Origin of the sequence: Gymnodinialimonas mytili (genome assembly GCF_037544085.1) — a bacterium.
Taxonomy (GTDB): Bacteria; Pseudomonadota; Alphaproteobacteria; order Rhodobacterales; family Rhodobacteraceae; genus Gymnodinialimonas; species Gymnodinialimonas mytili.
In genome coordinates this window covers 232455-258900 of the sequence record NZ_JBBIFW010000003.1, presented here as the reverse complement: position 1 = coordinate 258900, position 26446 = coordinate 232455, and the positions used below count along the sequence as shown (strand labels likewise).

Sequence of the window (26446 nt, the reverse complement as noted above, 5' to 3'; positions counted from 1 at the left end):
TCACGCGATCCGAATACGGGGGTTCAGGAAGACGTAGCCGATATCCGAGATCAGCTGGGTCACGAGGACGACGAAGACCGCCACGATGGAACAGGCCAGGAGCAGTTCGATATCGTTGTTGGAGGCGGCCTGCACCATGGTCCAGCCGAAGCCGTTATAGTTGAACAGCGTCTCCACGATCACCACGCCGGTCAGCAGCCAGGGGAATTGCAGCATGATGACGGTGAAAGGGGCGATCAGCGCGTTGCGGAGCGCGTGTTTCAGGACGATGTTGCGGAAGCTGACGCCTTTGAGGCGGGCGGTGCGGATATATTGTGCCGTCATCACCTCGGCCATGGAGGCGCGGGTCATGCGGGCGATATAGCCCATGCCGTAAAGCGCGATGGTGAAGACCGGCAGGAAGAAGTTCCAGAAGGTGATGCCGTCTTCCATGGCCGAGCGGGCCGAGCCGAGAAACAGCGTGCGGCGGTCGCCGAGCCAGCCCTCGCTGCCGAGCCAGCCCCATTCCGTCAACGTGCCCGAGATGCCCGCCGTGGTGGAGGCGAAGACCACGATGAAGATCACGCCCGAGACATATTCCGGTGTGGCGGTCGAGGCGATGGAGAAGGTGGAGAGACTTCGATCCAGCCGCGAGCCCTCGCGCATTCCGGCGAGCACACCGACCAGCAAAGCGGCGGGCACCATGAGGGCAAAGGCCCAGAACATCAGCTTGCCTGTCAGGATCAGCCGCCCGCCGATGATGTTGCCGACCTCGTCATCGGAGACGGTGGAAAAGCCCAGATCGCCTTGCAGCAAACCGCAGCGCGTGGGCGCGTCTTCGGCGTCCATGCCGAAATCGATACAGCGGCCTGTCACCGCGCCGGTATCGTCATTGGTCCGGGTCCATCCCGGGACCACGCCCAGCCATTCGCCGTAGCGCACCACCAGCGGTCCGCCATAGCCGTTGCGGTCGAGCCAGCTGACAACCTCGGCATCGCTCATCCTTGCATTGCCCTGGGTTTTGGCGAGCTTCTCAAGGTTCGGAAACAGGTTTGTCAGAAAGAAGACCACGAAGGTCAGGCACAAGGCCGTCAAGATCATCACGCCGGTCCGGCGCAAGATGAACATCCCCATATGATGATATCCCCTGTTGTCTGGGCGGCGCGCGGGGTGTTTTGGCGACGCGCCACCTGGGTCAACTGTCCGGCCCTCAAGGATACGCAGGCAAGGCGTGGGGCCGGTTCAGTCTGTGCGGGAAATTGGATTTTTGCTTTTGCCCCGCCTGGCTTCACCGACGCCCGTTTTCGGGCGCCGATGTCAGTAGTCTAACCCATCACGCCGCGAAACCAAGGTAGTGCACGTTGATTTCGAATTTTGGGTGCATATCGGCATTCACGATCCCGTCACGGTAATGCCTGAAGAGCGAACGCCAATAGGGCTGCAGCGTCACGCCCTCATCCTGCATGATCGTTTGCAGCCGCGCCATGACTTCGCGCCGTGCATCGGCATCCTGGATTCCGTTGGCCTGTGTCAGGAGCTCATCGAACTCGGCATTGGAGAAGCCGGATTCGTTCCATGGCACACCGGTGCGGTAGGCGAGGTTGAGGATCTGCACCCCCAATTCGCGGTGGTTCCAATTGGTCGAGCTGAACGGATACGACGTCCAATCGTTCCAGAAGGTGGAGCCGGGGATGATTGTCCGCGTTACATTGAAGCCCGCATCGCGCAGCTGGGCGGCCACGGCATCGGTGGTGTTCTTGCGGTAATCGTCATCGATCGAGATCAGCTCGAACTCGGTCTCGGCATGGCCGGCCTCTTCCAACAGCGCCTGGGCGCCGGCAGGATCATGGACCAGCGGGTCAAGCTCGGCATATTCGGGATGGATCGGGCAGACATGGTGGTTTTCTGCCGTCACGCCCTGGCCGTTGATACCCAGATCCAGGCAGACCTGCGGATCGACGGCCATTGCGATGGCGCGGCGCACGCGCACATCGTCATAGGGCGCATTGCCCTGGTTGGGGCGGATCACCACGGTGGCGGCTGTCGTGACCTCGGATTGGGTCCAGCCGATGGCGGCAAACAGATCCACGAATTCGCCCACGGTCTCGTAGGTCATGTCGAATTCGTCGGCCTCGGCGCCCGCAAACCAGGCGGCGGGGTCCTGGCCCAGATCGACGAACACGATCTCGTCCAGATAGGTCTCGCCCCAATAGGTGTGGTCGGGGTTGCGTTCGAGTCGCGCGGAGACGCCCACTTCGTAAGAGGTGATGCGGTAGGCGCCCGTGCCGACGCCGTGATCTGCAGGATTGGTGCCGATCAGGTCACGGTGCTGCACGGCCGACGGGTAATCGGCGATGCCGGGCACCAGAGTGATATCGGGCGAGGGGTAGGTCACACGCACCGTATATTCATCGACCACCTCGATGGCGCCGTCGCGCACCTGGTTGGTTTCGGGATCGACCAGGCCGCCCATCCGCGTGGCCATGGAATTGCCTTCCACCGTGCCATCGCACCAGCCAACGAAATTGGCGGCGACGTCTTCGGCGGTGAACGGATCGCCGTTGTTCCAGGTGATCCCCTGGCGCACATTCAGCGTGTAGACGGTCGCGTCTTCATTGGCCTCCCAAGAATCGAGCAGGATGCCGGAGAACGAGCCATCGGCATTGTATTCGATCAGGTATTCCAGAAATCCGCGGGTCACATTGGCCATTTGCGACCAATCGAAGGTGCGCGGATCTTTCAGCGCGCGGACCTCTTGCTGGATACGCAGCGTTCCGCCCGCGGCGGGTGTGACGCGGTGGCCATCGGCCTGGGCCGGGTTAACCCCGATCAGCGAATAGGCGGCGGCGGCGCTTAGCCCCAAGGCGGTGGCGCGCACCATGAATTCGCGGCGGCTCAGCTCGCCACGCTGATGTTCGCTTGCATACATCTCGGCGACGGGATGCGTGTCGAGCCCGCCCGTTTGCGTGATATGAGTCCGATCTGTCATTCTTTTATCTCCCTGATGAACGTTTCGTTCTTTTTTGTGTTTTTGCCGCCACGACCGAGTGATGGGTGGGGTGGCTCTGCCAGTGTCAATCATATTAGCGCCCGCATTGGACACTTGCGTCAACAGGCAGAAACGCCGCGAAAGTGATGATTTGCGACATCAGACTTGCCAAAAACCGACCTGCGCCGGTGAAATGACAGTAGAAGATATACCTGTATACCGCTGCGTGAGGCGAGTCGCGATCCAGCTTCCGTAGCGTCAGGCTATGCGCGAATGCGCGGTTTGCGGAACTCGGTCGGGGTGCGCCCGGTGGCCTGGCTGAAGGCCCGGGTGAAGTAGGCAGCAGAGGAAAAGCCAAGCTGTTCGGCCACCTCGCGCGCCGCCAGATCGGTTTCCAGCAGCAGGCGACGTGCCTCATACATGATGCGCTCTGTCAGCAGCGCATGGGCCGGACGCCCCGCCGCCTCGCGGCAGACGCGGCTGAGATGGGTGGGCGTGACCTGCAATTCCTTGGCATAATCGGCGACCCCTTTGCCGCTGCGGAACTGCGCCTCCATCCGGTCGGCGAACAATTCGGCCAGGCGGTGGGCGCGTTCGCGCAGAATGCTGCCTTCCTGTTTGGCCAATTCCCGCGTCATCCAGGCCGAGATCAACAGCGAATAGGCCATCAGGGTCAGATCCAGCGCGGGCGCGCGGCCTGCCAGTTCCGCCTCGATCTTTTCGATATGCGAGGTCAGGGCGGATTGGCTTTCGATGTTGGAGACGCGCAGGTGAAACGGCGCCTCGGGCAGGCGCAGGCTGCTATCGGGCGGCAGGCACAGTTCGAGCCCCTGGGTTTGTGAGGCCAGCTCCAGCGCCATGGGCACCCGCGCGGGCACGAAGACCGCCGTATTGGGGCCATAGCCGCGGGTGATGCAGTTTATCGTCACGCGCCCCTGACCGCGGGTGATCCAGTAAAGCCGGTTCTTCGGCGAGGCGTGCAGCATCTCGACCCGCCAGGCATTTTGCATCCTGAGCTTGCCCAAAGAGGCGACCGAATGGGCGATGGGGCGGCGAGAGTGTTCGAACATTTGGGTAGCGTAGCGGTGCGGAGGGCGCGCGCAAGGGTGAAGTGTTAACGCGGCAGGTCGAGGGCGGTCCAGGCCCCCATATTGGAGCGGAACCAGGTGCGTTGTCGCTTGGCATATTGCAGCGTCGCGGTGATGGCGGCTGTGCGGGCGTCGTCCAGCGACAGATCGCCGTTGAGATGGGCGATCAGTTCCGGCGCGCCGATGGCCTTGGCGGCTCCGCCCGCTTGGGGCCAGCGCGGCAGGTTGGCGCGCGCCTCGTCCAAGGCGCCGTCCGCGATCATCAGGTCGAAGCGGCGCGCGATGCGCTCGGCCAGCCAGTCGCGGTCGGCGTTGAGCACAATCGGATGGGCGCGGCTGAGGGGCAGGGCGGGCGGCGCGGTCTGCGCCTGCCAGATGGAGAGCGGCGTGCCGGTGGCGCGCCAGACCTCCCAGCCGCGCTGCACGCGGGCGCGGTTCTGCCGGTCTATCCGCGCGGAGAGGGTCGGGTCGTGGGCATCAAGATCGGCGAGGAGTTGGGCAAAGGGCAGGGCGTCGGCTTCGGCCCGGATCTCGGGCGGGGTCGCGGGGATATCGGCCAGCCCCTCGGTCAGGGCCTTGAAATAGAGCCCGGTGCCGCCGACGATGACCGGGTTAGCGGTCAAATATTGTGTGGCGTCACGCAGCCAATGGCCGGCGCTGTAGCTGGCCTCGAACGGGACATGTCCGTAAAGCGCATGGGGCAGGGCGGCCTCATCGGCGGGTGACGGGCGCGCGGTCAGCACGCGCCAGCCCTCATAGACCTGCAGCGCATCGGCATTCACGATGGTCCGGCCCTGGGTCTCGGCGATGCGCATGGCCAGGGCGGACTTGCCCGATGCGGTTGGACCGGCGATTAAAACCGGCTTTCCGGGATCGATATTGTCGATGTCTATCAATGCAATGCGCGCCGTTCTTCATGTTGCGATCCGGGTGCGTGCCCCTGCCGCGTGGCAAGGCGTTGAACCGGATGCGCTTTTAGATCATGGTGCCGCCAAATTTCAAACCGAGGAAGCGCCCATGTCCACCGACGCCAACCCCGCCGCCCGATATTCCCGTGTCATGCTGAAAATCTCAGGCGAGGCGTTGATGGGCGACCAGGGATTTGGATTGCACCCGCCCACCGTTGAACGGATCGCGGCAGAGATCAAATCGGTCCACGATCTGGGGGTGGAGATCTGTCTGGTGATCGGCGGCGGCAACATTTTTCGCGGCCTCCAAGGCTCGGCCCAAGGGATGGAGCGGACGACGGCCGATTACATGGGGATGCTGGCGACGGTGATGAACGCGCTGGCCATGCAAAGTGCCTTGGAAAGCAGCGGTGTGTTCACGCGGGTGATCTCGGCGATCACGATGAACGAAGTGGCTGAGCCGTATATTCGCCGCCGCGCGATCCGCCACCTTGAGAAAAAGCGCGTCGTGATCTTCGCGGCGGGCACCGGCAATCCGTATTTCACCACCGACACCGCCGCGACCCTGCGCGCCAATGAGATGGATTGTGAGGCGATCTTCAAGGGCACCAAGGTGGACGGGGTCTATGACAAGGACCCGGCCAAACATGCAGATGCCAAACGGTTCGAGACGGTCACCTATGATGAGGTGCTGGCCCAGCATCTGGGGGTCATGGACGCCTCGGCCATCGCCCTGGCGCGCGAGAACGACCTGCCGATCATCGTGTTCAGCCTGGACGCGCCGGGCGGCTTCCGCTCGATCCTGTCGGGCGAGGGCACGTTCACGAAAGTGACGGATTGACCCCGCCAAGAGAGGCTGAGCGCGACGGTGCTATGCCACGGGCCGACGACATCACCGCCTAGTTTTCGGCAGGCGGCGCGGTCTGAAGGTTGCGCCGTGCGGCATGGATGGCGAAGGCCAGGATGGCGACATAGCCTGACAGCTTCGCAAAATCCTCAAACCAGAACGCGAAGCCGCCATAAAGCCCGCTGACATCGGCCGTAACGGACACACATAGGAAAAACGCCGCAGCGTGCGCCGCGGATAACAGATAGGCATCCGCGATGCGCCAGGTTTCGACGTAAAGATAAAGCGCGCCGCAAAAATACATGAGATAAACCGCATATTCGGAGATGCCGAAAACGCCCGGCAGCACCTGTTCATGTAGCATAAACGCGTCATCAATCGTCATGCAGGCCGAGAGAACGCCTCCTAGCTGCATAACCCGTTTCAACGGCGAGCTGATCCCAAAAGAGCCGACGATCAGCAAGATGCTGGCCGCGCCCAGAATGACGAGGCCGATGGTCGAAAACGCGCCGCCATAGACCGGAAATCCGTATTCCGCGGCAGGGTCGCGCACCAATTCTCGCACCGGTATGCCGAACAATTCCGCCGAGCCACCGATTAAAAACTCGATCCCAAAGACGCCGAGACAAATCTTGGTGATCGAGCTGAGCCGCAACCATTTTGGGCGGCGCGACGTCGCCATCGGCGCCTCCACTTTCTGTTTCGGCTTGTCCTGAGGCGATGGGGTGGGACTCTTGTTCATTACGACTTCTACAAGATATCAATGTCGGGAGAGACCGGTGGCGTTGGCTATGTCACAAATATTACATCTTTGGTAGGCTCAGCCCCCCGCAAGATGGCGCTGACGCAGCGGCAGCCGCCTTAAAACCGCTGCGAAAAGGGTCGCTTTGGTCGGTGGCGGCTGGGGTCAGGTTTGCCGGTCTATACAATAGCGCTTCGCTGTCCTATTCACGTGCTGATCAAAAAGAAGGCTCCGAGGCACCCATGTCAGACGATTTTATGCTCGATACCGATGATCTGGAACGGCGGATGGATGGCGCGATTGGGGCGCTGCGCACCGAATTCGCCTCGCTCAGGACCGGGCGGGCCAGCGCGTCGATGTTGGAGCCGGTGATGGTGGATGCCTATGGGGCCATGACCCCGATCAATCAGGTCGGCACGGTGAATGTGCCCGAGCCGCGGATGGTGACGGTGAATGTCTGGGACAAGGGCCTGGTGGGCAAGGTCGAAAAGGCGATCCGTGAAAGCGGGCTGGGCATCAATCCGCAGCTGAACGGCACAATCATCATGCTGCCGATCCCCGAATTGAACGAAGAACGCCGTCGCGAATTGACCAAGGTGGCGGGCACCTATGCCGAAAATGGCCGCGTTGCGATCCGCAATATCCGCCGCGATGGAATGGACCAGATCAAGAAGGCCAAGGCCGACGGGATCAGCGAAGACGACCAGAAATTCTGGGAAGGGGCGGTACAAGAGTTGACCGATACCTATATCAAACGTGTTGATGATGCGTTGGATGCCAAACAAGAAGAGATCATGCAGGTCTAAGGGTCTGCTGCGGATCGGCGTGTTCCCGCCGCCAAGTGTTACCTTCGCGGCACGTCGGGCCCGCTTGTTTTTAGACCTAACGGTTCTTTCATTCGCAATATCGTTTATGCCCCTAGATAACCGCGCCAAACGCAGCGGCCCTGGATGCCGCGAAAGGACATGACAATGTCACGATCGACGACTTCGCCCAATCATGTGGCGATTATTATGGACGGCAATGGACGGTGGGCGCAGATGCGCAATCGCCCAAGGCTGATCGGCCATCATGCCGGCGCCAAGCGCGTGAAAGAGATTGTCGAGGCCTGTCCGGGCCTGTCGGTCAAATATCTGACCATTTTCGCGTTCTCGACCGAGAATTGGAAGCGCACCCAGACCGAGGTTGCGGGGCTGATGAAGCTGTTCAAGCGCTATCTGCGGCGCGAGGCGCAGAACCTGCTGAACAATGGCGTTCGGGTGCGGTTCATCGGCGATCGCACGCGGCTGGAGCCGACCCTGGTCGATATGATGGACAATCTGGAATTGCTGACCGCCGATAACGATCTGGTGCATCTGACGGTTGCGCTGAATTACGGCGGTCGGGACGAGGTGGCGCGCGCGGCGCGGCGCTTGGCCTATGATGTGCAACTGGGCAAGCTGGATCCGAAATCGATCAATGACGAGACCTTTCCGAAATATCTCGACACCCATGTGCTGCCCGATCCCGATCTGGTGATCCGCACCTCCGGCGAGGCACGGATTTCGAACTTCCTGCTCTGGCAATCGGCCTACGCGGAATATGAGTTCATCGACACGCTCTGGCCGGATTTCACGGACGAGATCTTTGCCGAGGTGGTGGGGCGGTTTGGCGCGCGGGAACGGCGGTTCGGCGCGGTCGTGGCCTAAATTCCCATGGCGTCGGGTCCGAAATTTGCCGATCTGGTGCCGCGCCTTGTGTCAGCCTTTGTCCTGTTAGGGGTTGCGGGCCTGGGCCTGTGGCTGGGCGGCCCGGTTCTGGCGCTGCTTCTGTCGGTTTTGGGCGCTGTGATGCTATGGGAGTATTTTCGTCTGATCGTGCGGCTGACAAAACCTTTTGCAATGGGCGCCACGGTGATCACGGCGGCGTTGTTAGCGGTGTCGTTGATATTGGAGGACCGATTTGCCGTCACTGCCGAGGCCACGGACAGCGCGCTGCCGCAGGTTCTGGCCCCGGCGCCTGTGGCTTTGATCGTCATGGCGCTGGCGATGCTGGCGGTGATGGCGGTGGTGCGCAAATCGTGGCTGGAAACCGCATTTGGCGCGATGATCCCTGCCGCAACCTTCCTGTTCTTCTATCTGCATCAAAGCGTTCCGGCGGCGATGTGGCTGGTTGTGGCCACGGTCATCGCCACTGATGTGGCGGGCTATTTCTTCGGCAAGCTGATCGGCGGGCCGAAATTCTGGCCCACGCTCAGCCCCAACAAGACCTGGGCGGGCACGGTGTCGGGCTGGCTCTGCGCTGCGCTGATCGCGGTTGCGGTTGGCTGGAGCTCTCCGTTTGGGACGGTGATCGTGGGCGTGCTGTTCCTGATGGTCGTGTCCTTTGCCGCGCAGATGTCGGATATCGCGGAATCGGCGTTGAAGCGGCGGGCCGGGGTGAAAGACAGCTCCAACCTGTTGCCGGGCCATGGCGGCGTGCTGGACCGGTTCGACGGCATGATGGGTGGATTTCTGGTGGCGGGGCTGACCTTTGTGCTGGTCGGCTACGCGATGGTGCCATGATGCGGGCGCCGCGCAGGGTCAGCGTCTTTGGGGCCACGGGCTCGATCGGGCAAAACACGCTCGATCTGATCGCGCGGGACCCTGAGGCCTATGAGGTGGTGGCGCTGACGGGGGCGGGGAATGTGGCACAGCTTGCCGCCGACGCGATCCGGCTGGGGGCCGATGTCGCCGTGACCGCGGATGAGACCCGGTTGGATGAGTTGCGCGGCGCGCTGGCGGGCTCTGGGGTGGAGGCCGCGGCGGGTGAGGCGGCCTTGATCGAGGCTGCGGACCGCCCCGCCGATTGGATCATGTCGGCCATTGTCGGCGCGGCGGGCCTGGCGCCCGGGCTGCGTGCCCTGCGCCATGGCACCACGCTGGCCCTGGCCAACAAGGAAAGCCTGGTGACGGCGGGGCCGATCCTGTTGGCCGAGGCGGTCGCCCATGGCGCGCGGATCCTGCCCGTCGATAGTGAGCATTCGGCGGTATTCCAGGCCCTGGTGGGCGAAGAGATCGCGGCGGTTGAGCGGATCATCATCACCGCCTCGGGTGGCGGCCTGCGCGATTGGCCGATTGAGGCCTTGGCCAGCGCCACGCCCGAAGATGCGGGCGCCCATCCGAATTGGGATATGGGGCAGCGGATCACCATCGACAGCGCCTCCATGTTCAACAAAGCCATGGAACTCATTGAAACAAAAGAGTTCTTTGGCGTCGGGCCTGACCGGATCGAAGCGGTGGTGCATCCGCAAAGCATCGTCCATGCGCTGGTCGGATTTACCGATGGCGCGTTGATGGCGCATCTGGGGGCGCCGGATATGCGCCACGCCATCGGCTATGCGCTGCATTATCCGGATCGGCGCGACCTGCCGGTGGCGCGGATCGATCTGGCGCAGATCGCCACGCTGGAATTCCGCGCGCCCTGTGACACCCGCTACCCGGCCCTGCGCATCGCGCGGGCGGTCATGGAAACGGGCGGCATTTCGGGCGCCATCTTCAACGCGGCCAAAGAGGTCGCACTTGACGGTTTCCTTGCCGGGCGCCTTGGTTTTATGGATATGTCAACCATTGTTGAGGAAAGTCTTGACGCGATGTCGTCGCAAACCAGCCTTTCAATTGCCCCCAAAACCCTTGAGGACGTGATGCAGACCGACCACATGGCACGACAGGCGGCTTGGTCTCAGATAGAGCGACGGCAGAACGCGCAGTAATTAAGAGGCACGCGGAATGGAATTTCTTCCGAACTTTGGCAATATCGGCTTCACGCTGATCGCCTTCGTCGTCGCATTGTCGATCATCGTGGCGATCCACGAATATGGTCACTACATCGTGGGGCGCTGGTCGGGCATCCATGCCGAGGTGTTTTCCATCGGCTTCGGCCCGGTCTTGTTCAGCCGCGTCGATAAACGTGGCACGCGATGGCAGGTGGCGGCATTGCCCTTTGGCGGATATGTGAAATTCCTGGGCGATGCCAATGCGGCCTCTGCCGGTGCGGATGCCGAGGTCGTCGACGCGCTTGATCCGGCGGAGCGGCGGCGCACCATGCCGGGTGCGCCCCTATGGGCGCGTGCGGCGACGGTGGCGGCAGGCCCGATCTTCAACTTCATCCTCTCGATCCTGATTTTCGGCGCGGTTGTGCTGGTATCGGGGCGCGCGGTGGATGAGCCGCGCGTCGGCCCCCCCGCGGCGCTTCCGGCCGATGTGACGATCCTGCAGGAGGGCGATTTGATCACCGCCATCGCGGGCGAACCCGTGGAATCCTTGGCGGATGTCTACACGATCAGCCGTGATATGGAGCCCGCGCAGACCGTGAGCTACGATGTGGTGCGCGACGGACAGGCGATCACGGTCGAGGCCGCATTCCCGCTCCTGCCCATCGTGCAATCGGTAACGCCACAATCGGCGGCCATCGCGGCCGGGATTCAGGAAGGGGACGTGCTGACCGCCGTGGACGGCACCCCGATCCATGCGTTCAGCCAATTGCGGGCCGCTGTCGATGCCTCGGAAGGGGCGCCTCTGGCGCTGACGCTCTGGCGTGATGGCGAGATCTTGGAAAAGGAACTCAGCCCCCGGTCAACCGCGCTGCCCGACCGGGATGGGGGATTTGAAACACGCTGGCTGATCGGCATCACAGGCGGTTTAATCTTCGAGCCTTTGACCGAGAATGTCGGGCCATTGGCGGCCATCGGATTTGGGGCGGAACAGACGCTGTTTGTGGTGGAAAGCTCTCTGTCGGGCCTTTGGCATATCATCGTCGGCGAGATTTCGACCTGTAATCTGCAAGGGCCCATCGGCATTGCCGAGACATCGGGCGCGGCGGCGTCGCAGGGCATCGATAATTTCATCTGGTTCATCGCGGTTTTGTCGACGGCGGTCGGCCTGTTGAACCTGTTCCCCATTCCGGTTCTGGATGGCGGCCATCTGGTTTTCCACGCCTATGAGGCGGTGGCGGGCAAGCCGCCGAGCGCGCGTGTGCTGAATGCCTTCATGACCACGGGCCTGGTATTGCTGCTGTCGCTGATGCTGTTTGCGCTGACCAACGATATCTTCTGCCCCTAGATTTAGGGGCAGCGGCGCAAAGTGACCCAATCGTGGCCAGATTTGTGCCACATTCTGCGGGCATCTTCGCATCATCCGAGAGAGATGGAGCCCGAAGAGATGCGTATTCTTGCAGACAGCTACCGCGGTATGAGCGCCCTTGTCCTGTGGAACATGGATCGTTTTCTGGCGCCGCTTCTGATCATGGCCGCGCTGACATTGGCGGGCTGGGTCGTGCGTTTGATCGCACCGTTCTAAGCGATCGCATTCCCAAAATTTCCGAGTCTTTTCAGGGCTGCAGCTATGCTGTGGCCCCGTGCTGGATTCGCCACAGGTTGTGACAAACCCATGTGGCCCCACAACTTATGTGCCACATCTGTTTGACGATCCCGCGGGCGCAGGATACCCGTAGGCTGTCTGCAAAGTGACGAAGAAGGTGGGATTCTATGGCCCGTCGTGCGCGCATGCACTTGGTTCCGCAAATCCAGTCTGAACGAGCAGGTCTGCTGTTCGGTCTGGTCAGTGCTATTTTATTGGTTTTGGTGCTCGCAGCTCCGGCGCATGCTCAAGCCTTCCGGTTCAACAATTTCGATGTTCAGGGCAACGAACGCACCAATGACGCGTCTGTCCTTGAGGTGGCGGGGCTTGAGCCCGGCACCACGGTGACGGCGGGGCAGGTCAATGACGCCCTGCAGCGGTTGCAGAATTCCGGCCTGTTCGAGACGGTCGAGGTCGCGCCGCGCGGAAATACGCTGGTCATCAGCGTGGTGGAATTTCCGACGATCAATCGCATCGCGATTGAGGGCAATCGCCGCCTGGACGATGATGATTTGTTTGCGGTGATCAGTTCGACCCCGCGCCGCGTTTATTCGCCGGTCACCGCCGAGCGTGATGCCGCCGCCATCGCGGAGGCGTATCGCGTTACAGGGCGCCTGACCGCTGTTGCGACGCCGCAGATCATTCGCCGCGACAACAACCGCGTCGATCTGGTCTTCGAAGTGTCCGAAGGCTCGGTCGTGGAAACCCAGCGCATCGCCTTTGTCGGCAACCGTGATTATTCCGACCGTCGGCTGCGCCAGGTGCTGGAATCGACCCAGGCGGGCCTGTTCCGCGCTTTGATCCGGTCAGATACCTTCATCGAGGATCGCATCGCGCTGGATCGCCAGTTGCTGATCGATTTCTACCAGGACCGTGGCTATATCGATTTCGAAATCCTGTCCGTGACGCCGGAGCTTAGCCGTGACCGTGGCGCTTACTTCGTGACGTTCAACATTCGCGAAGGGCAGAGCTATCGGATCGGCAACCTGTCGGTTGTCTCTGAATTCCCCGGCGCCAATGCCGCTGATTTTCAGGACGTCATCCGCATCCGTCCCGGCGTTCGGTACTCGCCGCGCATCGTCGATGCGACGATCACACGGATGGAAAACCTCGCCTCAAGTCAGGGTCTGCGGTTTGTGCGGATCGAACCGCGGCTGGTGCGCAACGATGCGGCGCTGACCGTGGATGTGGAATTCGTCATCTCGCCCGGTGAGCGTGTCTTTGTTGAGCGTATCGATATCGAGGGCAACCAGACGACCTTGGATCGCGTGATCCGCCGGCAATTCGACGTGGTCGAAGGCGACCCGCTAGATCCGCGCCAGATCCGTGCCGCAGCCGAACGCATCCGCGCCACGGGCTTTTTCTCGGATGTGGCCGTGGATGGACGCCCCGGCACCTCCGAAGGGCAGGTCATTGTCGATGTCGATGTCGAAGAACAACCGACGGGGGCCTTGGGCTTCTCGGCGAGCTATTCGACCGATAGCGGCGCCGGTATTGCGGTGAATTTCTCGGAACAGAATTTCCTGGGCCGTGGCCAGGCCGTCGCATTGAGCTTCAGCACGGTATCCGGTGGCCAATCGTTGAACTTCTCGTTCACCGAGCCCGCCTTCTTACGCCGGGATCTTGCGCTGGGGCTGACGGCTTTCTACGGCCAAACACAGTCGCAGAACCAGGAATTCGATACGATCAATTATGGTATCGGAAGCTCCATCGCATTCCCGATCAGCGAGAATGGCCGCCTGAGATTGTTCTATTCGTTCGACTACGATGAGATCGACGGCCTGGATGCGACAGAAGATTCCCCCATCTTGGTGCGGGAAGAGACCGAGGCCTATACCTCTTCGGTCGGCTTTGCCTATTCCTTCGACAATCGTGAAACCGGCCTGAACCCAAATGCAGGCGTCGCCTTCAATGTATCCGCCGAATATGCGGGCCTGGGTGGCGATACGGAATTCATTCGGACCCGCTTCACCGGTATCGGCGAGACCCGCGTGGCCCGTGAAGAGGTCACTTTGCGGGCGACACTTGAAGGCGGTGCCGTCAGCGCCCTGGATGATGGGACGCGCTTGTCCAACCGCTTCCGGCTGAACTCGCGCCAGATCCGTGGTTTTGAACCCTTCGGCCTTGGGCCGCGCGACACTGCCGCGCCCAATGAAAACCCCCTGGGCGGCAACTACTTCGCCGTGGCGCGGTTCGAAGCGGCGTTCCCCCTTGGTCTGCCCGAGGAATACGGCATCTCCGGCGGCGTGTTCGCCGATGTCGGGTCGGTCTGGGGTCTGGATGATACGGCGGGTTTCGGCGGGACGGAGGTGGATGATTCCTTCCGCCTGCGCTCGGTCGTCGGTGTGTCGATCTTCTGGGATACCGCGCTGGGGCCACTGCGCTTCAACTTCACGCATCCGGTGGATGTCGAGGATTACGACGAAACGCGCAACTTTGACTTCACCGTCGAGGCGCGCTTCTGATCCCGATGCGCCTGGCTCTGGCCCTATGTGTTGCATTCTGCTTGCCTGTTGCGCCGATCTTGGCGCAGCAGGATGCGCCGGATCAGGGCACAGCGGTTTTGGTATTGAACCAGGAACGTCTTCTGCAATTGACGCAATACGGTATGCGCCTTCAGCGTGAGCTTGAGGCGGCCTCTGCCGCTTTGGCGAACGAGAACCGCCAAATCGAGTCGCTTTTGACCGAAGAGGAACTGGCCCTGACCGAGCGGCGCGAAACGATGCCGCCCGATGAATTTCGCGGTCTGGCCGATGAGTTTGACATCCGTGTCACCGCGATCCGTGCCGCGCAAGACGCCAAGACCCGCGATTTGCAAGCGCAGGCCGATGCGGCGCAGCAGCGGTTCTTCGAGGAATCGGTGCCGGTCTTGCTGCAACTGATCGAAGATCGCGGCGCGGCTGTGCTGCTCGATTCCCGCTCGGTGCTGCTTTCCGCGGATTCCATCGACATCACCGAGGAAGCCATTGCCGAGATCGACGAGACCTTGGGCGATGGCGGGCCGGATCCGATCATCGATTTGCCCGGATTGACCGACCCGGAGTAATCCCACGCGCCTTGCCGTGGCGGGGCGGAGTTGCTAACCGTCGCCGAACCGGGCGAAGCGCCCATGTTTTACGCAGCGGGAGGGCCACACCCATCCCGATCAATACCGGAGGCAGCCCATGACGGCCGAAACGCCCGACATCGCCGATATCGATCTGATCCAGCGCATTCTGCCCCACCGCTACCCGTTTTTGTTGGTTGACCGGGTCAAGGATATCGTGCCCTTCACCTCGGCGATCGGTCTTAAGAACGTCACCGTGAACGAGCCGCATTTCCAAGGCCATTTTCCAGGCGTGCCGATCATGCCCGGCGTCACGATTGTCGAGGCGATGGCGCAAACCGCGGCCGTTATGGTCGGGGTGTCGGCTGACCTCGCCGACAAGAATTTCCTCGTCTATTTCATGGGGATCGATGCCTGCAAGTTCCGCCGCAAGGTGGGGCCGGGCGATGTGCTGGAGCTGCATGTGAACGCGACTCGCGGCAAGCCGGGCGCCAAGGTCTGGAAATTCGAGGGGCAGGGCCTGGTCGAGGGCGAATTGGCCTGCGAATGCGCCTTCACCGCGATGATGGATCTGCCGAAGGAGGCTGGCTGATGGCGATTGATCCCAGCGCGGAGATTCACGCCTCCGCCATTGTCGACGATGGCGCAGTGATCGGGCCGGGATGTTACATCGGGCCGTTTTCTATGGTCGGTCCCGAGGTGACGCTTGGGGCGAATGTCACACTGAAATCGCATGCCATTGTCACCGGCTGGACCGATATCGGCGAAGGAACCGAGATCTTTCCCTTCACCTCCATCGGCGAGATCCCCCAGGACAAGAAATTCGGCGGCGAGCGAACGCGTCTGATCGTGGGCAAGCGCAATCGTATCCGCGAAGGGGTGACCATGAATACCGGTACCGAGGGCGGTGGCGGCGTCACGCAGGTGGGCGATGACGGGTTGTTTCTGGCCAATTCCCATGTGGCGCATGATTGCCATGTGGGCGACCGGGTGGTGATGGTGAACTGTTCGGCTCTGGCGGGTCATTGCATCGTCGGGGATGACGTCATCATCGGCGGTCTGTCGGGGGTCTTGCAACGGGTACGGATCGGGTCAGGCGTGATCATTGGTGCTGTGACGATGGTGACCAACGATGTGATCCCCTACGGTCTAGTGCAGGGGCCGCGCGGGCGGCTAGACGGGTTGAATCTGGTTGGATTGAAGCGCCGCGGTGTTGCCAAATCCGATATCACCGCTCTGCGCGCCGCCCTGCAGGCGCTGAAACAGGGCGAGGGCAATTCGTTCCAGGATCGCGCGCGGCGGCTGGCTGACAATGAGGATATCGACAGCGATTATGTGCGCGATATCGTTGATTTTGTTCTGGGCGATTCCGACCGCTCGTTCCTGACGCCGGAGTAGTGTGATGTTGGCGATCCTCGCGGGGCAGGGCGCACTGCCGGGGCTGCTATCGGCGGTCGAACCGGCCCATATCGTGCAGTTCCGCGGGGTCGAGATCGACAGCGTCGTTCCAACCCTTGAGGCGCGGTTCGAGCAATTGGGTGCATTGTTCGACAAGCTAAGGGAGCTTGAGGTGGAAGAGATCTGCCTCGCAGGTGCGATGTCGCGTCCGCCTCTGGATCCGGTGGCCTTCGATCCCTTCACCGCGCGGCAGATGCCCGCCCTGATGGCGGCGATGTCGCAGGGCGATGATGCCCTGCTGCGCGCGGTGATTGCGGTGATCGAAGCGGATGGGTTCCGCGTTGTTGCCGCCCATGAGATCCGGCCCGACCTGATCGCGCCCGCGGGTGTTCTCTACGGTGAACAGATGGGCGATGCGGATGCCGCCCGGGCCCGCGCCGTTCTGGACGCGCTCGGGCCGCTGGATGTGGGGCAGGGCGCCGTGGCTGCGGGCGGCCAGGTGATCGGGATCGAAACCCTGCAAGGCACCGATTCGATGCTGGCGTTTGTGGCAAGCTCTGCGCCGGGCTCTGGCGGCGTGTTCGTCAAGCGGCCCAAGCCCGGTCAGGATCTGCGTGTCGACATGCCCGCGATCGGACCCGAGACGATCCGCGCCGCCGCCGCCGCCGGGCTTGCCGGGATCGAGATCGCGGCGGGCGGTGTGCTGATGTTGGATCGCGACGGGATCGAGGCTGCCTGTACGGAGACCGGCATCAACCTATGGGCCGGTCCGTGACACGGCTGTTCTTCGTCGCCGGAGAGCCGTCTGGCGACCGATTGGGCGGGGCGTTGATGGCGGGGCTGCGCGAGGCGGGGGGCGAGATCGAGGCCCATGGTGTCGGCGGGCCGCTGATGGCGGATCAGGGGCTTCGCTCGCTTTTTCCGTATGACGAACTCGCGGTGATGGGCATTGCAGAGGTGCTGCCGAAGTATTTTCACCTCAAACGCCGCATTGCGCAGACGGCGCAGGCCGTGGCCGAAAGCGGGGCGGAGGCGTTGATCACCATCGACAGCCCGGATTTCTGTCTGCGCGTGGCGAAATTGGCGAAACAGGCCAATCCGAGCCTGAAGACCATTCATTACGTGGCGCCGTCGGTCTGGGCGTGGCGGCCCGGGCGCGCGGATAAGATGGCCAAGGTCATCGACCATGTGCTGGCGCTGTTGCCTTTTGAGCCGCCCTATATGGAAGCGGCTGGGATGAGCTGCGATTTTGTGGGTCATCCGGTGGTGACCGAGCCCGTGGCGGATGCGGATGAGGCGCAAGCCTTCCGGGCGGCCCATGGGATCGACGGCCCCATGGTTCTGGTTCTGCCGGGATCTCGACGGTCCGAGGTGACGCGGCTTGCGCCGATCTTTGGCACCGCGTTGCGGGGTATCAAGGCGCATTTGGTTCTCCCTGCACCGCCGAATGTCATCGATGCGGTCCGAGAGCTGACCGCGGATTGGGCGCCTACGCCCCTGATTCTTCCCGCATCTGACGCGGCCCAGAAACGTGCGGCCTTTGCGGCGGCGGATGTGGCCTTGGCGGCGTCGGGCACGGTGTCGCTGGAGCTTGCCGCCAATCATGTGCCGATGGTGATTGCCTATGACATGAACTGGCTGACGCGCCGCATCATGAAGCGCGCGATCCTGATCGACACCGTGACCTTGGTCAATCTGGTGTCCGAAACCCGCACGATCCCGGAATTCCTGGCCGAAAACTGCAAGCCGGATGCCATCCGCGGGGCGCTTGACGGGCTTCTAACCGGGCAGGGCGTGGCGCAGCAGGCGGCTATGGAGCTGACGATGGAGCGTCTGGGGGCGGGTGGCACGCCGCCCGGTCTGCGGGCGGCGCAATCGGTGCTGAACGCGCTTAGCCGGTAAAATCGGCGGTGTCGGCCCCTGCCAGCACGCGCAAATCCTCGGGCGCTGCGGCGAAGATGTGATTTGGCGTGCCCGCCGCGGCATAGACCACGTCAAATTCCAGCAAGCGCGGATCATACCACGCGCGGATCGGGTTCAGATGGCCCACGGGGGACACGCCGCCAATGGCAAAGCCAGTCTGGGCGCGGATCAGCGCGGCGTCGGCCTTGCCCAAAGGTGCCCCTGCCAACGCGCTGGCCTTTGCCGCATCGACTTGGTTTCCGCCCGCCGTCACGAACAGAACCGCCGCGCCCGTCGCCTCATCGCGGAAGATGATGGATTTCGCGATCTGGTCGATCTCACATCCGGCGGCTTGTGCGGCGGCAGCAGCGGTTTTGGTGCCTTCGGCCATCTCGACCACCTCGATGGCCAGCCCAGCCTCTTCCAAGGCGCGTTTGACCCGTTTCAGTGACTTTGACACGCTGCCTCTCCCCTGCCATTCCGGTACCGCGCCACTATTGTCATCTGACCCCGGAAAAAAAGCCCCCCGATGTCCTTTGCCGCCCGTCTGACCCGCTGCCCCATCGCCCATATGCCCGATCGCGGGGCCGAGGCGTTGGCGAAGATGCCCCATTTGGGGCCGGAAATGGCCGAGCTGATCCGGGGCAGCGCGGGATCCTCGCCCTATCTGACGGGGTTGATTGGCAAGGAAGGGCATTGGCTGAGCCATGCCTTGGATCAGCCGCCCGAGGATGTGATTGCGGAATTGATTGCGGCCACCGGGGATTTGACCGCTGAGACGTTAAATGTGGGCCTGCGGGGCCTGAAACGGCGCGCGGCATTAATTGTGGCACTGGCGGATCTGGGTGGTGTGTGGGCCTTGCCGACCGTGACGCAGGCCTGGAGCGATTTTGCAGATGCGTGTGTCTCGGCGGCGCTGGCCGTTCATGTCAAAACGCAAGCGAAACGCGGAAAGATCCCCGGCCAGACCGAAGAAGACGCGCTGCGCGACGGGGCGGGCATGGTGGCGCTGGCCATGGGCAAGATGGGCGCCGGAGAGCTGAATTATTCGTCCGATATCGACCTGATCTGCCTGTTTGATGAAACCCGGTTTCACGGCCCCGCCGAAGAGATGGAGGCGCGCGCCGGGTTCATCAAAGCGACCCGCGCCATGGCCGCGAGCCTCGGCGATATCACGGCCGACGGATATGTGTTCCGGACCGATCTGCGGCTGCGGCCCGATGCGTCGGTCACGCCGGTCTGCATTTCGATGGCGGCGGCGGAGCGCTATTACGAGGCCGAGGGGCGCACCTGGGAGCGTTCCGCCTATATCAAGGCGCGCCCCGCGGCGGGCAATGTCGCGGCGGGCGCACGGTTTCTGGAGGCGCTGGTGCCCTTTGTCTGGCGTCGCCATCTGGATTTTGCCGCTGTGGCCGAGACGATGGACATGCGCCAGCGTATCCGTGACCATAAGGGCCTGCATTCCCGGGCCTTAGAGGGGCGCAATCTGAAGCTGGGTCCGGGCGGGATCCGCGAGATCGAGTTTTTCGCCCAGACACGGCAGCTGGTGGCCGGTGGCCGCGATCCGGCGCTGCGCCAGCCGCGCACCGTCAAGGCGCTGGCGGCGCTGGCGCGCGCGGATTGGATCAGTCGCGATCAGGCCGGGGCGCTGGCCGATCACTACACGGCGCTGCGCGAGGCTGAACACCGCGTTCAGATGATCGACGACGCCCAGACCCATGATCTGCCGGGCAGCGCGGCCGGATTTGCGCGTTTGGCCTGCCTGAGCGGCGTGGACGATGTGGACCGGTATCGCGCGGATCTTGAGGATCGGTTGGCGGCGGTGGAAGAGATCACCGGCGATCTCTACGCCTCCAAGACCCGCATTCAAGAGGCCCCCGAGGTTAGTGCGGGCGCGCAGGATATCATGGCGCGGTGGCCGGGCTATCCCGCGTTGCGGTCCACCCGCGGGCAGGAGATTTTCGACCGTCTGAAACCCGACCTGCTGGCCCGCTTTGCGCTGGCCGCCAAGCCCGATGAGGCGCTGGCGAATTTTGATGGCTTCCTGCGCGGATTGCCCGCCGGGGTGCAGCTATTTTCCCTGTTCGAGGCCAATCCAAGCCTGGTGGATCTGATCTGCGATATCTGCGCGACGGCGCCGGGCCTTGCGCAATATCTGTCGCGCCATTCGGCGGTGTTGGATGCGGTGCTGGATGGTCAATTCTTTGCACCTTGGCCTGGGGCCCAGGAATTGCGCGATGATCTTATGCAAGAATTGGCGCCGCTGGATTACGAGGCTCAGCTGGACATGGCGCGGCGATGGCGGCGGGAATGGCATTTCCGTGTCGGAGTGCATTTGCTGCGCGGGTTGATCTCGGCTGAAGATGCGGCGCGGCATTACAGCGATCTTGGTGAGGCGGTGGTGGCGGCTCTTTGGCCTGCGGTTTGCGCACAGATCGCGCAACGCCACGGGCCCGCGCCGGGGCGCGGCGGAGTGGTTCTGGCCATGGGTAGTCTGGGCGCGCAGGAAATGAATGCGGCCTCGGATCTGGACCTGATCGTGATCTTCGATGCGGGGGATGTGGATATGACCGACGGCCCAAGGCCGCTCGATCCGCGCAATTGGTTTGCCAAAGCGACCAAGGCGCTGATCACGGCTTTGTCCGCACCCACGGCAGAGGGCAAGCTCTATGATGTCGATATGCGTTTGCGGCCGTCCGGTGGGCAGGGGCCTGTGGCGACTTCCCTGGCCGCTTTCGAACGTTATCAGCGGGATGAAGCCTGGACCTGGGAGCACATGGCCCTGACCCGCGCGCGTGCCGTGGCTGGCGATGCGAGCCTGGCCCGCGATGTGGAGGCGGTGCGTTGCGACGTCATTGCGGCGCGACAGGGTCAGGCGCAAGAAGTGTTGGACGATGCCGCCCAGATGCGCGCCCGGCTGGCCGAGGCGGGGCGGCGTGGCGGCACTTGGGCGGTGAAAGATGGCCCCGGCGGGATGCAGGACATCGCGCTGCTGGCCCAGGCGCGTGCCTTGATTGCGGGCAGCCCGGCGCGGTCGGTGGTGGATCAATTGGACGACGACGCGCTGGCCGCTGCCTATGCGGGCCAGGCGCAGGTTAACCAGGCCGGGCGCCTGATGGCCGAGGGTCCCCTGGATCCGGACGTGATCGGGGCGGGCGGGCGCGATTTTCTGTGTCGCTTGACGGATATGCCGGATACGGCCGCCCTTGTGGCGCAACTTGACAGGTGGCGGGCAGATGCTGCCTTTAGCATCGACGCAGCCCTTTCACCCCATGCCGGAGCCAAAGACCATGCGCCAGGATGATCCGATCGATCCCAAGGGCCTGATCCGTGAAGCGTTTCGGATTGACGGGATCAGCGCGCCCGAATGCCGCTCGATCTTCGTGGATTGGGCGTTGAGCCAGACCGCGCCCGATCCGAGCCCCGCGATCCGCGCGCTATTGGACCGCCACGGCCACGAGCCCGAGACCCACCCGATGCGCGCTGTCTTGACCGAAGGACTGGCCCAAGCGCCAGCCGCCAAACGCCGGGGCGGGCGGAATGCCCGCTTGAAGACCAACGGCTAGGGCCGCTGGATATAGCGGATCTGGTAGGTGATCGGCGTGGCAGAGGTCCAGGAGATCCGGTCTTGGCGCAGGGCCTCAAGGCTCGGGACGTTGCTGGCGGGCCCGATTTCGACCTCCGAGACGGCGCCATCGCGCAGGCCGTTTTCCAGGGCGACCATATCGCGGCCCGGCGCAATCAGCGGTGCCAGGTCCACCTGATCCAGGCGACCGCATCGGTCTGGCATGCAATCGACCGACACCAACGGCGCCTCTGCCCAAAAGCCGTTCAGAACGACCAAATCGTCGCCTTGGCGCACGGCCATGCCAGAAACCGGGCCCTGATCCGTCTGGTCGATGCTGACCACCATCTGCGTGTTGGGGCGTCGATTGAACGTGACGGTCCCATCCTGGTCCAACGCCTCCAACAGGGCCTCTTCGACACGAAACTGAACATCGAGGCGCGACCGATCACTGTCGGGGGCGAACCACAGCATCGGCAGGGACAGAATACGCCGATGGGTTTGTGGGCTGAAGCTTTGCGGCCACGACACCCACGCGCGATCAGGGTCAGAGCTGATTTCGGCGCCGACGGCATCAAGCTCAGCGCGGTTGAAATCGCTGGTGATCATCTCAACCGGGGCGGCAAGCGGCCTGAGCGCGGCCAGATCCATGCGACCGGGATTGCAAAAGGCATAATCGCGCGCGATCTGCCGGTCGGAGACGGCCCAGATGATCTTGCCCGCTTGCGCGCGTTCGCCGCCGCAATAAAGCGGCAGATGGTCATTTCCGATCATCGCGTCGAACAGGCGCGGGCCGTAAAAGCCAATCTCAAGCTCCGGCGACAGGGCGGACACATCCAATTCAAACCAGCCGTCATCGCCATCCTGGAACACAACCAAATCGGGTGTGGTTTCTTCGGCCAGGATCATCGGTGCGATCAGGCGCGAGGGCAATTGCGCCATCGCCTCTTCGATATCATGCCCGCGAAGCCATTGGCTGACCGGCAGCAGGATCGCAAAATAGCCAAGGGCCGCGGCTGCAATCGGTGCGGCCACAACCAGCAAGGCCCGCTTGGTGATCATGCGCTGGTGCGGGCCGCGTGGGTGCCGCGCTCACGATAGGGGGTGGTGCTGTAATGCGCGCGGTAGCATTTTGAGAAATGCGAAGGTGAGGCAAAGCCACAGGCCAGCGCCACATTGATTACGCTCATATCCGTCTGCATCAGCAGGTTTCGCGCCTTGGCCAGACGCAATTCCATATAATACCGCTTGGGTGAGCGGTTCAGATAGCGGCGGAACAGCCGCTCCAATTGCCGCGTCGACATGCCGACCTCCTGGGCCAGTTGCGCCGGGCTGATCGGATCTTCGATATTGGTCTCCATCATGCGGATGACCTGGCCCAATTTGGGGTGGCGCACGCCGATCCGTGTCGGGATCGACAGGCGTTGCGTGTCTTGGTCGGTGCGGATCGAGGTGTAGATCAGCTGATCGGCCACCAGATTGGCCAATTCCTCACCCTGGTCCTGGGCGATGATCTTGAGCATCAAATCGATCGAGGCCGTGCCGCCCGCTGTCGTGATACGGTTGCCATCGATCACGAAGACCGATTTGGTCAGGGTGACCTCTTCGAATTCCTCGGTGAAACTGTCCTGGTTTTCCCAATGGATCGTGGCGCGTTTGCCATCGAGCAGCCCGGCCTTGGCCAGCGTGTAGCCCGCCGTGCACAACCCGCCGATCATCGGGCCCTTGCGAGCCTCGCGCCGGATCCAGCTGAGCATGCGCTTGCTGGTGGCCTTGGCCACATCGATGCCGCCGCAGATCAGAACGGTATCGTCGCGCATCACCTCGTCCAGATCGGTATCGAGGCGAAACCAGATGCCGGATGAGCTTTGCGCATAATCGCCGCCTTCGCCCGCCAGGGTCCAGGAATACAGGTCACGCCCCGACATGCGATTGGCAATACGCAGCGCTTCAACGGCCGAGGAAAAACACAGCAGCGTAAACTGGTCCAGCAATACGAAGATAAACCGCTTCGGACCCTCACCGGGGCGCGCAGATCTGGATGCGTCAGACATCGCATTCTCCAACCGGGCGGCACTGCTTCGACACAGCGCTTCTTGCACACGTTTTAAGCGAAACCACTAATTATTCACTCGCGCAATCCCAGAAGATGCAAAAGCCGGTTTCCCCGCGATAGAACTGCGAAAAAACCACCAGATCGATGCCAATTGCGGCTGCGTCGACCGGCCATCAGACCGGGCCAGAATGCCACGGGCAATCGGGACAATGCCACGCTGACAATTTGCGGGATTGGAAGCCAGGCGGGCCTTGTGTAAGGAGAGGCTCGTTTATCGATGGAGATGACTATGACCACTGCCCAAAATTGGGAAAAATCTGACTGGCGCAGCAAGCCCCGGATCCAGATGCCCGATTACCCCGACCAAGCTGCTCTCGGCGCCGTCGAGGCGCAGTTGGCCAAGTATCCGCCACTGGTCTTTGCCGGTGAGGCGCGGCGTCTGAAACGCGAATTGGCGGCCGTTGCGCGGGGAGAGGGTTTTCTGTTGCAAGGCGGCGATTGTGCCGAAAGCTTCGCGGAATTCTCTGCCGACAACATTCGCGACACGTTCAAGGTGATGTTGCAGATGGCGATGGTGCTGACCTATGGCGCCAAGGTGCCTGTGGTGAAGATCGGTCGTATGGCCGGGCAATTCGCCAAGCCACGCTCGGCGCCGATGGAGGTGAAGGACGGCGTGGAGTTGCCTAGCTATCGCGGCGACATCATCAATGAACTCGACTTCACACCCGAGGCGCGCATTCCGAACCCCGAGAAGATGCTGCAAGCCTACACCCAGGCGGCGGCGTCGCTGAATCTGGTGCGGGCGTTTTCGACCGGCGGCTTTGCCAATATTCATCATGTCCATTCCTGGACCCTGGGTTTCACCCAGGGGCAGGGGGCTGAGAAATATGCCGATATGGCGCGGCAGATCCAAGATGCGTTGGATTTCATGACGGCTGCCGGATTGACCAGTGAGACCAATCACGAACTGAGCCAAGTCGAATTCTACACCAGCCACGAAGCGCTGCTGCTGGAATATGAAGAGGCGCTGTGCCGGCTTGATTCGACCTCGGGCAAATGGCTCGCGGGCTCGGGTCATATGATCTGGATCGGCGACCGCACGCGGCAGCCCGATGGCGCCCATGTGGAGTTCTGCCGTGGCGTGCAGAACCCGATCGGCATTAAATGCGGCCCGTCTTTGACACGCTCGGATCTCAAAGAATTGCTGGATCTGCTGAACCCAACCCGCGAAGCGGGCCGGATCGTTTTGATCAACCGGTTCGGGGCGGGCGCGGTGGGCGAACACATGCCCAAGCTGATCCGCGCGGTCGAGGAAGAGGCCCATCCTGTGGTCTGGACCTGCGATCCGATGCACGGCAACACGATCAAATCCAATACCGGCTACAAAACCCGGCCCTTCCAGCGCGTGTTGGAAGAGGTGCAGGAGTTTTTCGCGGTGCACCGGGCCGAGGGCACGATCCCCGGCGGCGTGCATTTCGAGATGACCGGCCAAGATGTGACCGAATGCACCGGCGGTGTCCGCGCGGTGATGGAGGAGGACCTGGCCAGCCGGTACCACACCGCCTGCGATCCGCGCCTGAATGCATCGCAATCGCTGGAACTGGCTTTCCTCGTCGCGCAAGAATTGTCCGATAGCCGCGAAGGGTTGCGGGCCACGGCCTAAAGCCGACGTATCAGATACCAAAAAGGGCCCGACCGGTTGCGGTTCGGGCCCTTTCTTTGTCGGCGCGTCGCCTCGATCAGGCGCGTCCGCCCTGGATAACTCGAAAGACTGGGCGGCCTTCCGCAAGCGCTGCGACCGGCAGTGACGCCTGTGGCAAGGGCGCGGCTTCGAACGCGATCTGGCGGTTGCCAGATGTCAGAACCGGGCGAGAGACCGCTTTGGGTTGGCCTGACTCGGTCAGAACCGGGCCATGTTCGGGGATGTCGATCTGCCAGGTGTTCAGCACCGTGAACCGGCCGGATGCGATCGCCGGGAAGGCCGCGGTGGCAGGCCGTTCGGAATAGACAGCCATGGCGCGGGTCAATTGGCCGCGCGTATCCAGCAGCGGCAGGATCGCCAGATGGCCATCCAACAGCGCGCCAGTGCTTGCGTTCCCAAGGGCGAGAACGGTGATCGCAGGCGTCGCCATGGCGGTTTCAGCGGCAATCATGGCGTGCTCGCGATCATTGGCTTCAAACAGGGAGCGGAACGGCATCCCGCGTAATTCGTGGCCCATCCGGTTCGACAGATTGGCGCCCGACAAGCGCATCCGCACCGTGCCAGCGCGCGGGCGTTCCAGGATCGAGACCCGCGACAGGTGCCGCGCGATTTCGGCAGGTTGCACATCCAATCGGCCGGGCACCAAACGGTCACCGCGCAGCGTGTCCCAATACCGGATCAGAGCCGTCAGGCGTGCATCGATCTTACCGCCGGAAGCGTTCATCTGTGTATCAATCGTCATCATTCGTACTCCGCCGGTTATTCGGTCGACTATAACTGGCCCCCTGGCAGGGTGTGCACTGAACGGCCCATCTTGACGCGGCCCGACACTTCCTGTCCCTTTTTTAA

At 62.6% G+C, this 26446-nt stretch carries 25 protein-coding genes; 16 read left to right on the top strand and 9 right to left on the bottom strand.

The features are described from left to right. From V8J82_RS15515 to miaA, 4 genes are all read right to left on the bottom strand, one after another. On the bottom strand, positions 1-1113 hold the full coding sequence (locus tag V8J82_RS15515; protein WP_339976307.1) for an ABC transporter permease: 1113 nt from the start codon (positions 1111-1113) through the stop codon (positions 1-3). A 199-nt stretch (positions 1114-1312) separates the two neighbouring features. Beyond that, the gene (locus V8J82_RS15510) at positions 1313-2968 is read right to left on the bottom strand and encodes an ABC transporter substrate-binding protein (RefSeq protein ID WP_339976305.1); all 1656 of its coding nucleotides are present in this window, start codon (positions 2966-2968) and stop codon (positions 1313-1315) included. Between the two features lie 263 nt (positions 2969-3231). Continuing rightward, the gene (locus V8J82_RS15505) at positions 3232-4038 is read right to left on the bottom strand and encodes an AraC family transcriptional regulator (protein ID WP_339976303.1); all 807 of its coding nucleotides are present in this window, start codon (positions 4036-4038) and stop codon (positions 3232-3234) included. Between the two features lie 44 nt (positions 4039-4082). After that, entirely contained in the window at positions 4083-4952 is an 870-nt protein-coding gene (gene miaA, locus V8J82_RS15500) for a tRNA (adenosine(37)-N6)-dimethylallyltransferase MiaA (RefSeq protein ID WP_339976301.1), read from the bottom strand. Positions 4953-5073: 121 nt separating this feature from the next. Between miaA and pyrH the strand changes: the two genes are divergently transcribed. Beyond that, positions 5074-5805: a UMP kinase gene (gene pyrH, locus V8J82_RS15495; protein ID WP_339976656.1), complete on the top strand. Its 732-nt coding sequence runs from the start codon at positions 5074-5076 to the stop codon at positions 5803-5805. Between the two features lie 58 nt (positions 5806-5863). Here the strand turns inward: pyrH and V8J82_RS15490 are convergent, their stop codons facing one another. After that, on the bottom strand, positions 5864-6553 hold the full coding sequence (locus tag V8J82_RS15490) for a DUF8692 domain-containing protein (protein ID WP_339976299.1): 690 nt from the start codon (positions 6551-6553) through the stop codon (positions 5864-5866). 242 nt (positions 6554-6795) lie between these two features. Here V8J82_RS15490 and frr point away from each other — a divergent pair, with 242 nt between their 5' ends. The 12 genes from frr (at position 6796) to lpxB (ending at position 18274) form a co-directional block, all read left to right on the top strand. After that, positions 6796-7359 (top strand): ribosome recycling factor, encoded by a 564-nt coding sequence (gene frr / locus V8J82_RS15485; protein WP_339976297.1) that lies wholly within the window; start codon positions 6796-6798, stop codon positions 7357-7359. Between the two features lie 165 nt (positions 7360-7524). Further along, on the top strand, positions 7525-8241 hold the full coding sequence (gene uppS / locus V8J82_RS15480; RefSeq protein WP_339976296.1) for a polyprenyl diphosphate synthase: 717 nt from the start codon (positions 7525-7527) through the stop codon (positions 8239-8241). A 6-nt stretch (positions 8242-8247) separates the two neighbouring features. Continuing rightward, positions 8248-9096 (top strand): phosphatidate cytidylyltransferase, encoded by an 849-nt coding sequence (locus V8J82_RS15475; protein ID WP_339976295.1) that lies wholly within the window; start codon positions 8248-8250, stop codon positions 9094-9096. After that, entirely contained in the window at positions 9096-10283 is a 1188-nt protein-coding gene (dxr, locus tag V8J82_RS15470) for a 1-deoxy-D-xylulose-5-phosphate reductoisomerase (RefSeq protein WP_339976294.1), read from the top strand. Before V8J82_RS15475 ends, dxr begins: the two co-directional genes overlap by 1 nt. 16 nt (positions 10284-10299) lie before the next feature. Then, the gene (gene rseP / locus V8J82_RS15465; protein WP_339976293.1) at positions 10300-11631 is read left to right on the top strand and encodes an RIP metalloprotease RseP; all 1332 of its coding nucleotides are present in this window, start codon (positions 10300-10302) and stop codon (positions 11629-11631) included. 99 nt (positions 11632-11730) lie between these two features. Continuing rightward, the gene (locus tag V8J82_RS15460) at positions 11731-11868 is read left to right on the top strand and encodes a hypothetical protein (protein WP_339976292.1); all 138 of its coding nucleotides are present in this window, start codon (positions 11731-11733) and stop codon (positions 11866-11868) included. Positions 11869-12056: 188 nt separating this feature from the next. Next, a complete protein-coding gene (gene bamA / locus V8J82_RS15455; RefSeq protein WP_339976291.1) occupies positions 12057-14393 on the top strand; it encodes an outer membrane protein assembly factor BamA in 2337 nt (778 codons plus the stop codon). A gap of 5 nt (positions 14394-14398) precedes the next feature. Next, the gene (locus tag V8J82_RS15450) at positions 14399-14974 is read left to right on the top strand and encodes an OmpH/Skp family outer membrane protein (RefSeq protein ID WP_339976290.1); all 576 of its coding nucleotides are present in this window, start codon (positions 14399-14401) and stop codon (positions 14972-14974) included. A 118-nt stretch (positions 14975-15092) separates the two neighbouring features. Next, positions 15093-15566, top strand: a complete 474-nt coding sequence (gene fabZ / locus V8J82_RS15445) for a 3-hydroxyacyl-ACP dehydratase FabZ (RefSeq protein ID WP_339976289.1) — start codon at positions 15093-15095, stop codon at positions 15564-15566. After that, on the top strand, positions 15566-16372 hold the full coding sequence (lpxA, locus tag V8J82_RS15440; RefSeq protein ID WP_339976288.1) for an acyl-ACP--UDP-N-acetylglucosamine O-acyltransferase: 807 nt from the start codon (positions 15566-15568) through the stop codon (positions 16370-16372). Before fabZ ends, lpxA begins: the two co-directional genes overlap by 1 nt. A 4-nt stretch (positions 16373-16376) precedes the next feature. Next, the gene (locus V8J82_RS15435; protein ID WP_339976287.1) at positions 16377-17147 is read left to right on the top strand and encodes an LpxI family protein; all 771 of its coding nucleotides are present in this window, start codon (positions 16377-16379) and stop codon (positions 17145-17147) included. After that, complete coding sequence (gene lpxB, locus V8J82_RS15430; RefSeq protein ID WP_339976286.1) at positions 17132-18274, top strand: lipid-A-disaccharide synthase; 1143 nt, start codon at positions 17132-17134, stop codon at positions 18272-18274. The genes V8J82_RS15435 and lpxB overlap by 16 nt, the downstream gene beginning before the upstream one ends. Here lpxB and V8J82_RS15425 read toward each other — a convergent pair. Next, positions 18264-18734, bottom strand: a complete 471-nt coding sequence (locus tag V8J82_RS15425; RefSeq protein ID WP_339976285.1) for a YbaK/EbsC family protein — start codon at positions 18732-18734, stop codon at positions 18264-18266. The genes lpxB and V8J82_RS15425 overlap by 11 nt on opposite strands. Positions 18735-18845: 111 nt before the next feature. On the opposite strand from V8J82_RS15425, the gene glnE reads away from it, so the two are divergent. Together glnE and V8J82_RS15415 are read left to right on the top strand one after the other, a co-directional pair. After that, positions 18846-21578, top strand: coding sequence for a bifunctional [glutamate--ammonia ligase]-adenylyl-L-tyrosine phosphorylase/[glutamate--ammonia-ligase] adenylyltransferase (glnE, locus tag V8J82_RS15420; RefSeq protein ID WP_339976284.1), 2733 nt, complete (start codon positions 18846-18848; stop codon positions 21576-21578). Then, entirely contained in the window at positions 21565-21840 is a 276-nt protein-coding gene (locus V8J82_RS15415) for a hypothetical protein (protein WP_339976283.1), read from the top strand. The genes glnE and V8J82_RS15415 overlap by 14 nt, the downstream gene beginning before the upstream one ends. Here the strand turns inward: V8J82_RS15415 and V8J82_RS15410 are convergent. Further along, entirely contained in the window at positions 21837-22901 is a 1065-nt protein-coding gene (locus V8J82_RS15410) for a hypothetical protein (protein ID WP_339976282.1), read from the bottom strand. The genes V8J82_RS15415 and V8J82_RS15410 overlap by 4 nt on opposite strands. Then, a complete protein-coding gene (locus tag V8J82_RS15405) occupies positions 22898-23893 on the bottom strand; it encodes a GlxA family transcriptional regulator (RefSeq protein ID WP_339976281.1) in 996 nt (331 codons plus the stop codon). Before V8J82_RS15405 ends, V8J82_RS15410 begins: the two co-directional genes overlap by 4 nt. A 291-nt stretch (positions 23894-24184) precedes the next feature. On the opposite strand from V8J82_RS15405, the gene V8J82_RS15400 reads away from it, so the two are divergent. Beyond that, on the top strand, positions 24185-25558 hold the full coding sequence (locus V8J82_RS15400) for a class II 3-deoxy-7-phosphoheptulonate synthase (protein ID WP_339976280.1): 1374 nt from the start codon (positions 24185-24187) through the stop codon (positions 25556-25558). A 76-nt stretch (positions 25559-25634) separates the two neighbouring features. Here V8J82_RS15400 and V8J82_RS15395 read toward each other — a convergent pair whose 3' ends face one another. Then, positions 25635-26339, bottom strand: a complete 705-nt coding sequence (locus V8J82_RS15395; RefSeq protein WP_339976279.1) for a PAS domain-containing protein — start codon at positions 26337-26339, stop codon at positions 25635-25637. Positions 26340-26446 lie beyond the last annotated feature (107 nt).

Excerpts from the sequence above, each read along its gene's own strand:
- V8J82_RS15515 (WP_339976307.1), bottom strand. The coding sequence starts at position 1,113 with ATGGGGATGTTCATCTTGCGCCGGACCGGCGTGATGATCTTGACGGCC.
- V8J82_RS15510 (WP_339976305.1), bottom strand. The coding sequence starts at position 2,968 with ATGACAGATCGGACTCATATCACGCAAACGGGCGGGCTCGACACGCAT.
- V8J82_RS15505 (WP_339976303.1), bottom strand. The coding sequence starts at position 4,038 with ATGTTCGAACACTCTCGCCGCCCCATCGCCCATTCGGTCGCCTCTTTG.
- pyrH (WP_339976656.1), top strand. The coding sequence starts at position 5,074 with ATGTCCACCGACGCCAACCCCGCCGCCCGATATTCCCGTGTCATGCTG.
- V8J82_RS15490 (WP_339976299.1), bottom strand. The coding sequence starts at position 6,553 with ATGAACAAGAGTCCCACCCCATCGCCTCAGGACAAGCCGAAACAGAAA.
- frr (WP_339976297.1), top strand. The coding sequence starts at position 6,796 with ATGTCAGACGATTTTATGCTCGATACCGATGATCTGGAACGGCGGATG.
- uppS (WP_339976296.1), top strand. The coding sequence starts at position 7,525 with ATGTCACGATCGACGACTTCGCCCAATCATGTGGCGATTATTATGGAC.
- V8J82_RS15475 (WP_339976295.1), top strand. The coding sequence starts at position 8,248 with ATGGCGTCGGGTCCGAAATTTGCCGATCTGGTGCCGCGCCTTGTGTCA.
- dxr (WP_339976294.1), top strand. The coding sequence starts at position 9,096 with ATGCGGGCGCCGCGCAGGGTCAGCGTCTTTGGGGCCACGGGCTCGATC.
- rseP (WP_339976293.1), top strand. The coding sequence starts at position 10,300 with ATGGAATTTCTTCCGAACTTTGGCAATATCGGCTTCACGCTGATCGCC.
- V8J82_RS15460 (WP_339976292.1), top strand. The coding sequence starts at position 11,731 with ATGCGTATTCTTGCAGACAGCTACCGCGGTATGAGCGCCCTTGTCCTG.
- bamA (WP_339976291.1), top strand. The coding sequence starts at position 12,057 with ATGGCCCGTCGTGCGCGCATGCACTTGGTTCCGCAAATCCAGTCTGAA.
- V8J82_RS15450 (WP_339976290.1), top strand. The coding sequence starts at position 14,399 with ATGCGCCTGGCTCTGGCCCTATGTGTTGCATTCTGCTTGCCTGTTGCG.
- fabZ (WP_339976289.1), top strand. The coding sequence starts at position 15,093 with ATGACGGCCGAAACGCCCGACATCGCCGATATCGATCTGATCCAGCGC.
- lpxA (WP_339976288.1), top strand. The coding sequence starts at position 15,566 with ATGGCGATTGATCCCAGCGCGGAGATTCACGCCTCCGCCATTGTCGAC.
- V8J82_RS15435 (WP_339976287.1), top strand. The coding sequence starts at position 16,377 with ATGTTGGCGATCCTCGCGGGGCAGGGCGCACTGCCGGGGCTGCTATCG.
- lpxB (WP_339976286.1), top strand. The coding sequence starts at position 17,132 with ATGGGCCGGTCCGTGACACGGCTGTTCTTCGTCGCCGGAGAGCCGTCT.
- glnE (WP_339976284.1), top strand. The coding sequence starts at position 18,846 with ATGCCCGATCGCGGGGCCGAGGCGTTGGCGAAGATGCCCCATTTGGGG.
- V8J82_RS15415 (WP_339976283.1), top strand. The coding sequence starts at position 21,565 with ATGCGCCAGGATGATCCGATCGATCCCAAGGGCCTGATCCGTGAAGCG.
- V8J82_RS15410 (WP_339976282.1), bottom strand. The coding sequence starts at position 22,901 with ATGATCACCAAGCGGGCCTTGCTGGTTGTGGCCGCACCGATTGCAGCC.
- V8J82_RS15405 (WP_339976281.1), bottom strand. The coding sequence starts at position 23,893 with ATGTCTGACGCATCCAGATCTGCGCGCCCCGGTGAGGGTCCGAAGCGG.
- V8J82_RS15400 (WP_339976280.1), top strand. The coding sequence starts at position 24,185 with ATGACCACTGCCCAAAATTGGGAAAAATCTGACTGGCGCAGCAAGCCC.
- V8J82_RS15395 (WP_339976279.1), bottom strand. The coding sequence starts at position 26,339 with ATGACGATTGATACACAGATGAACGCTTCCGGCGGTAAGATCGATGCA.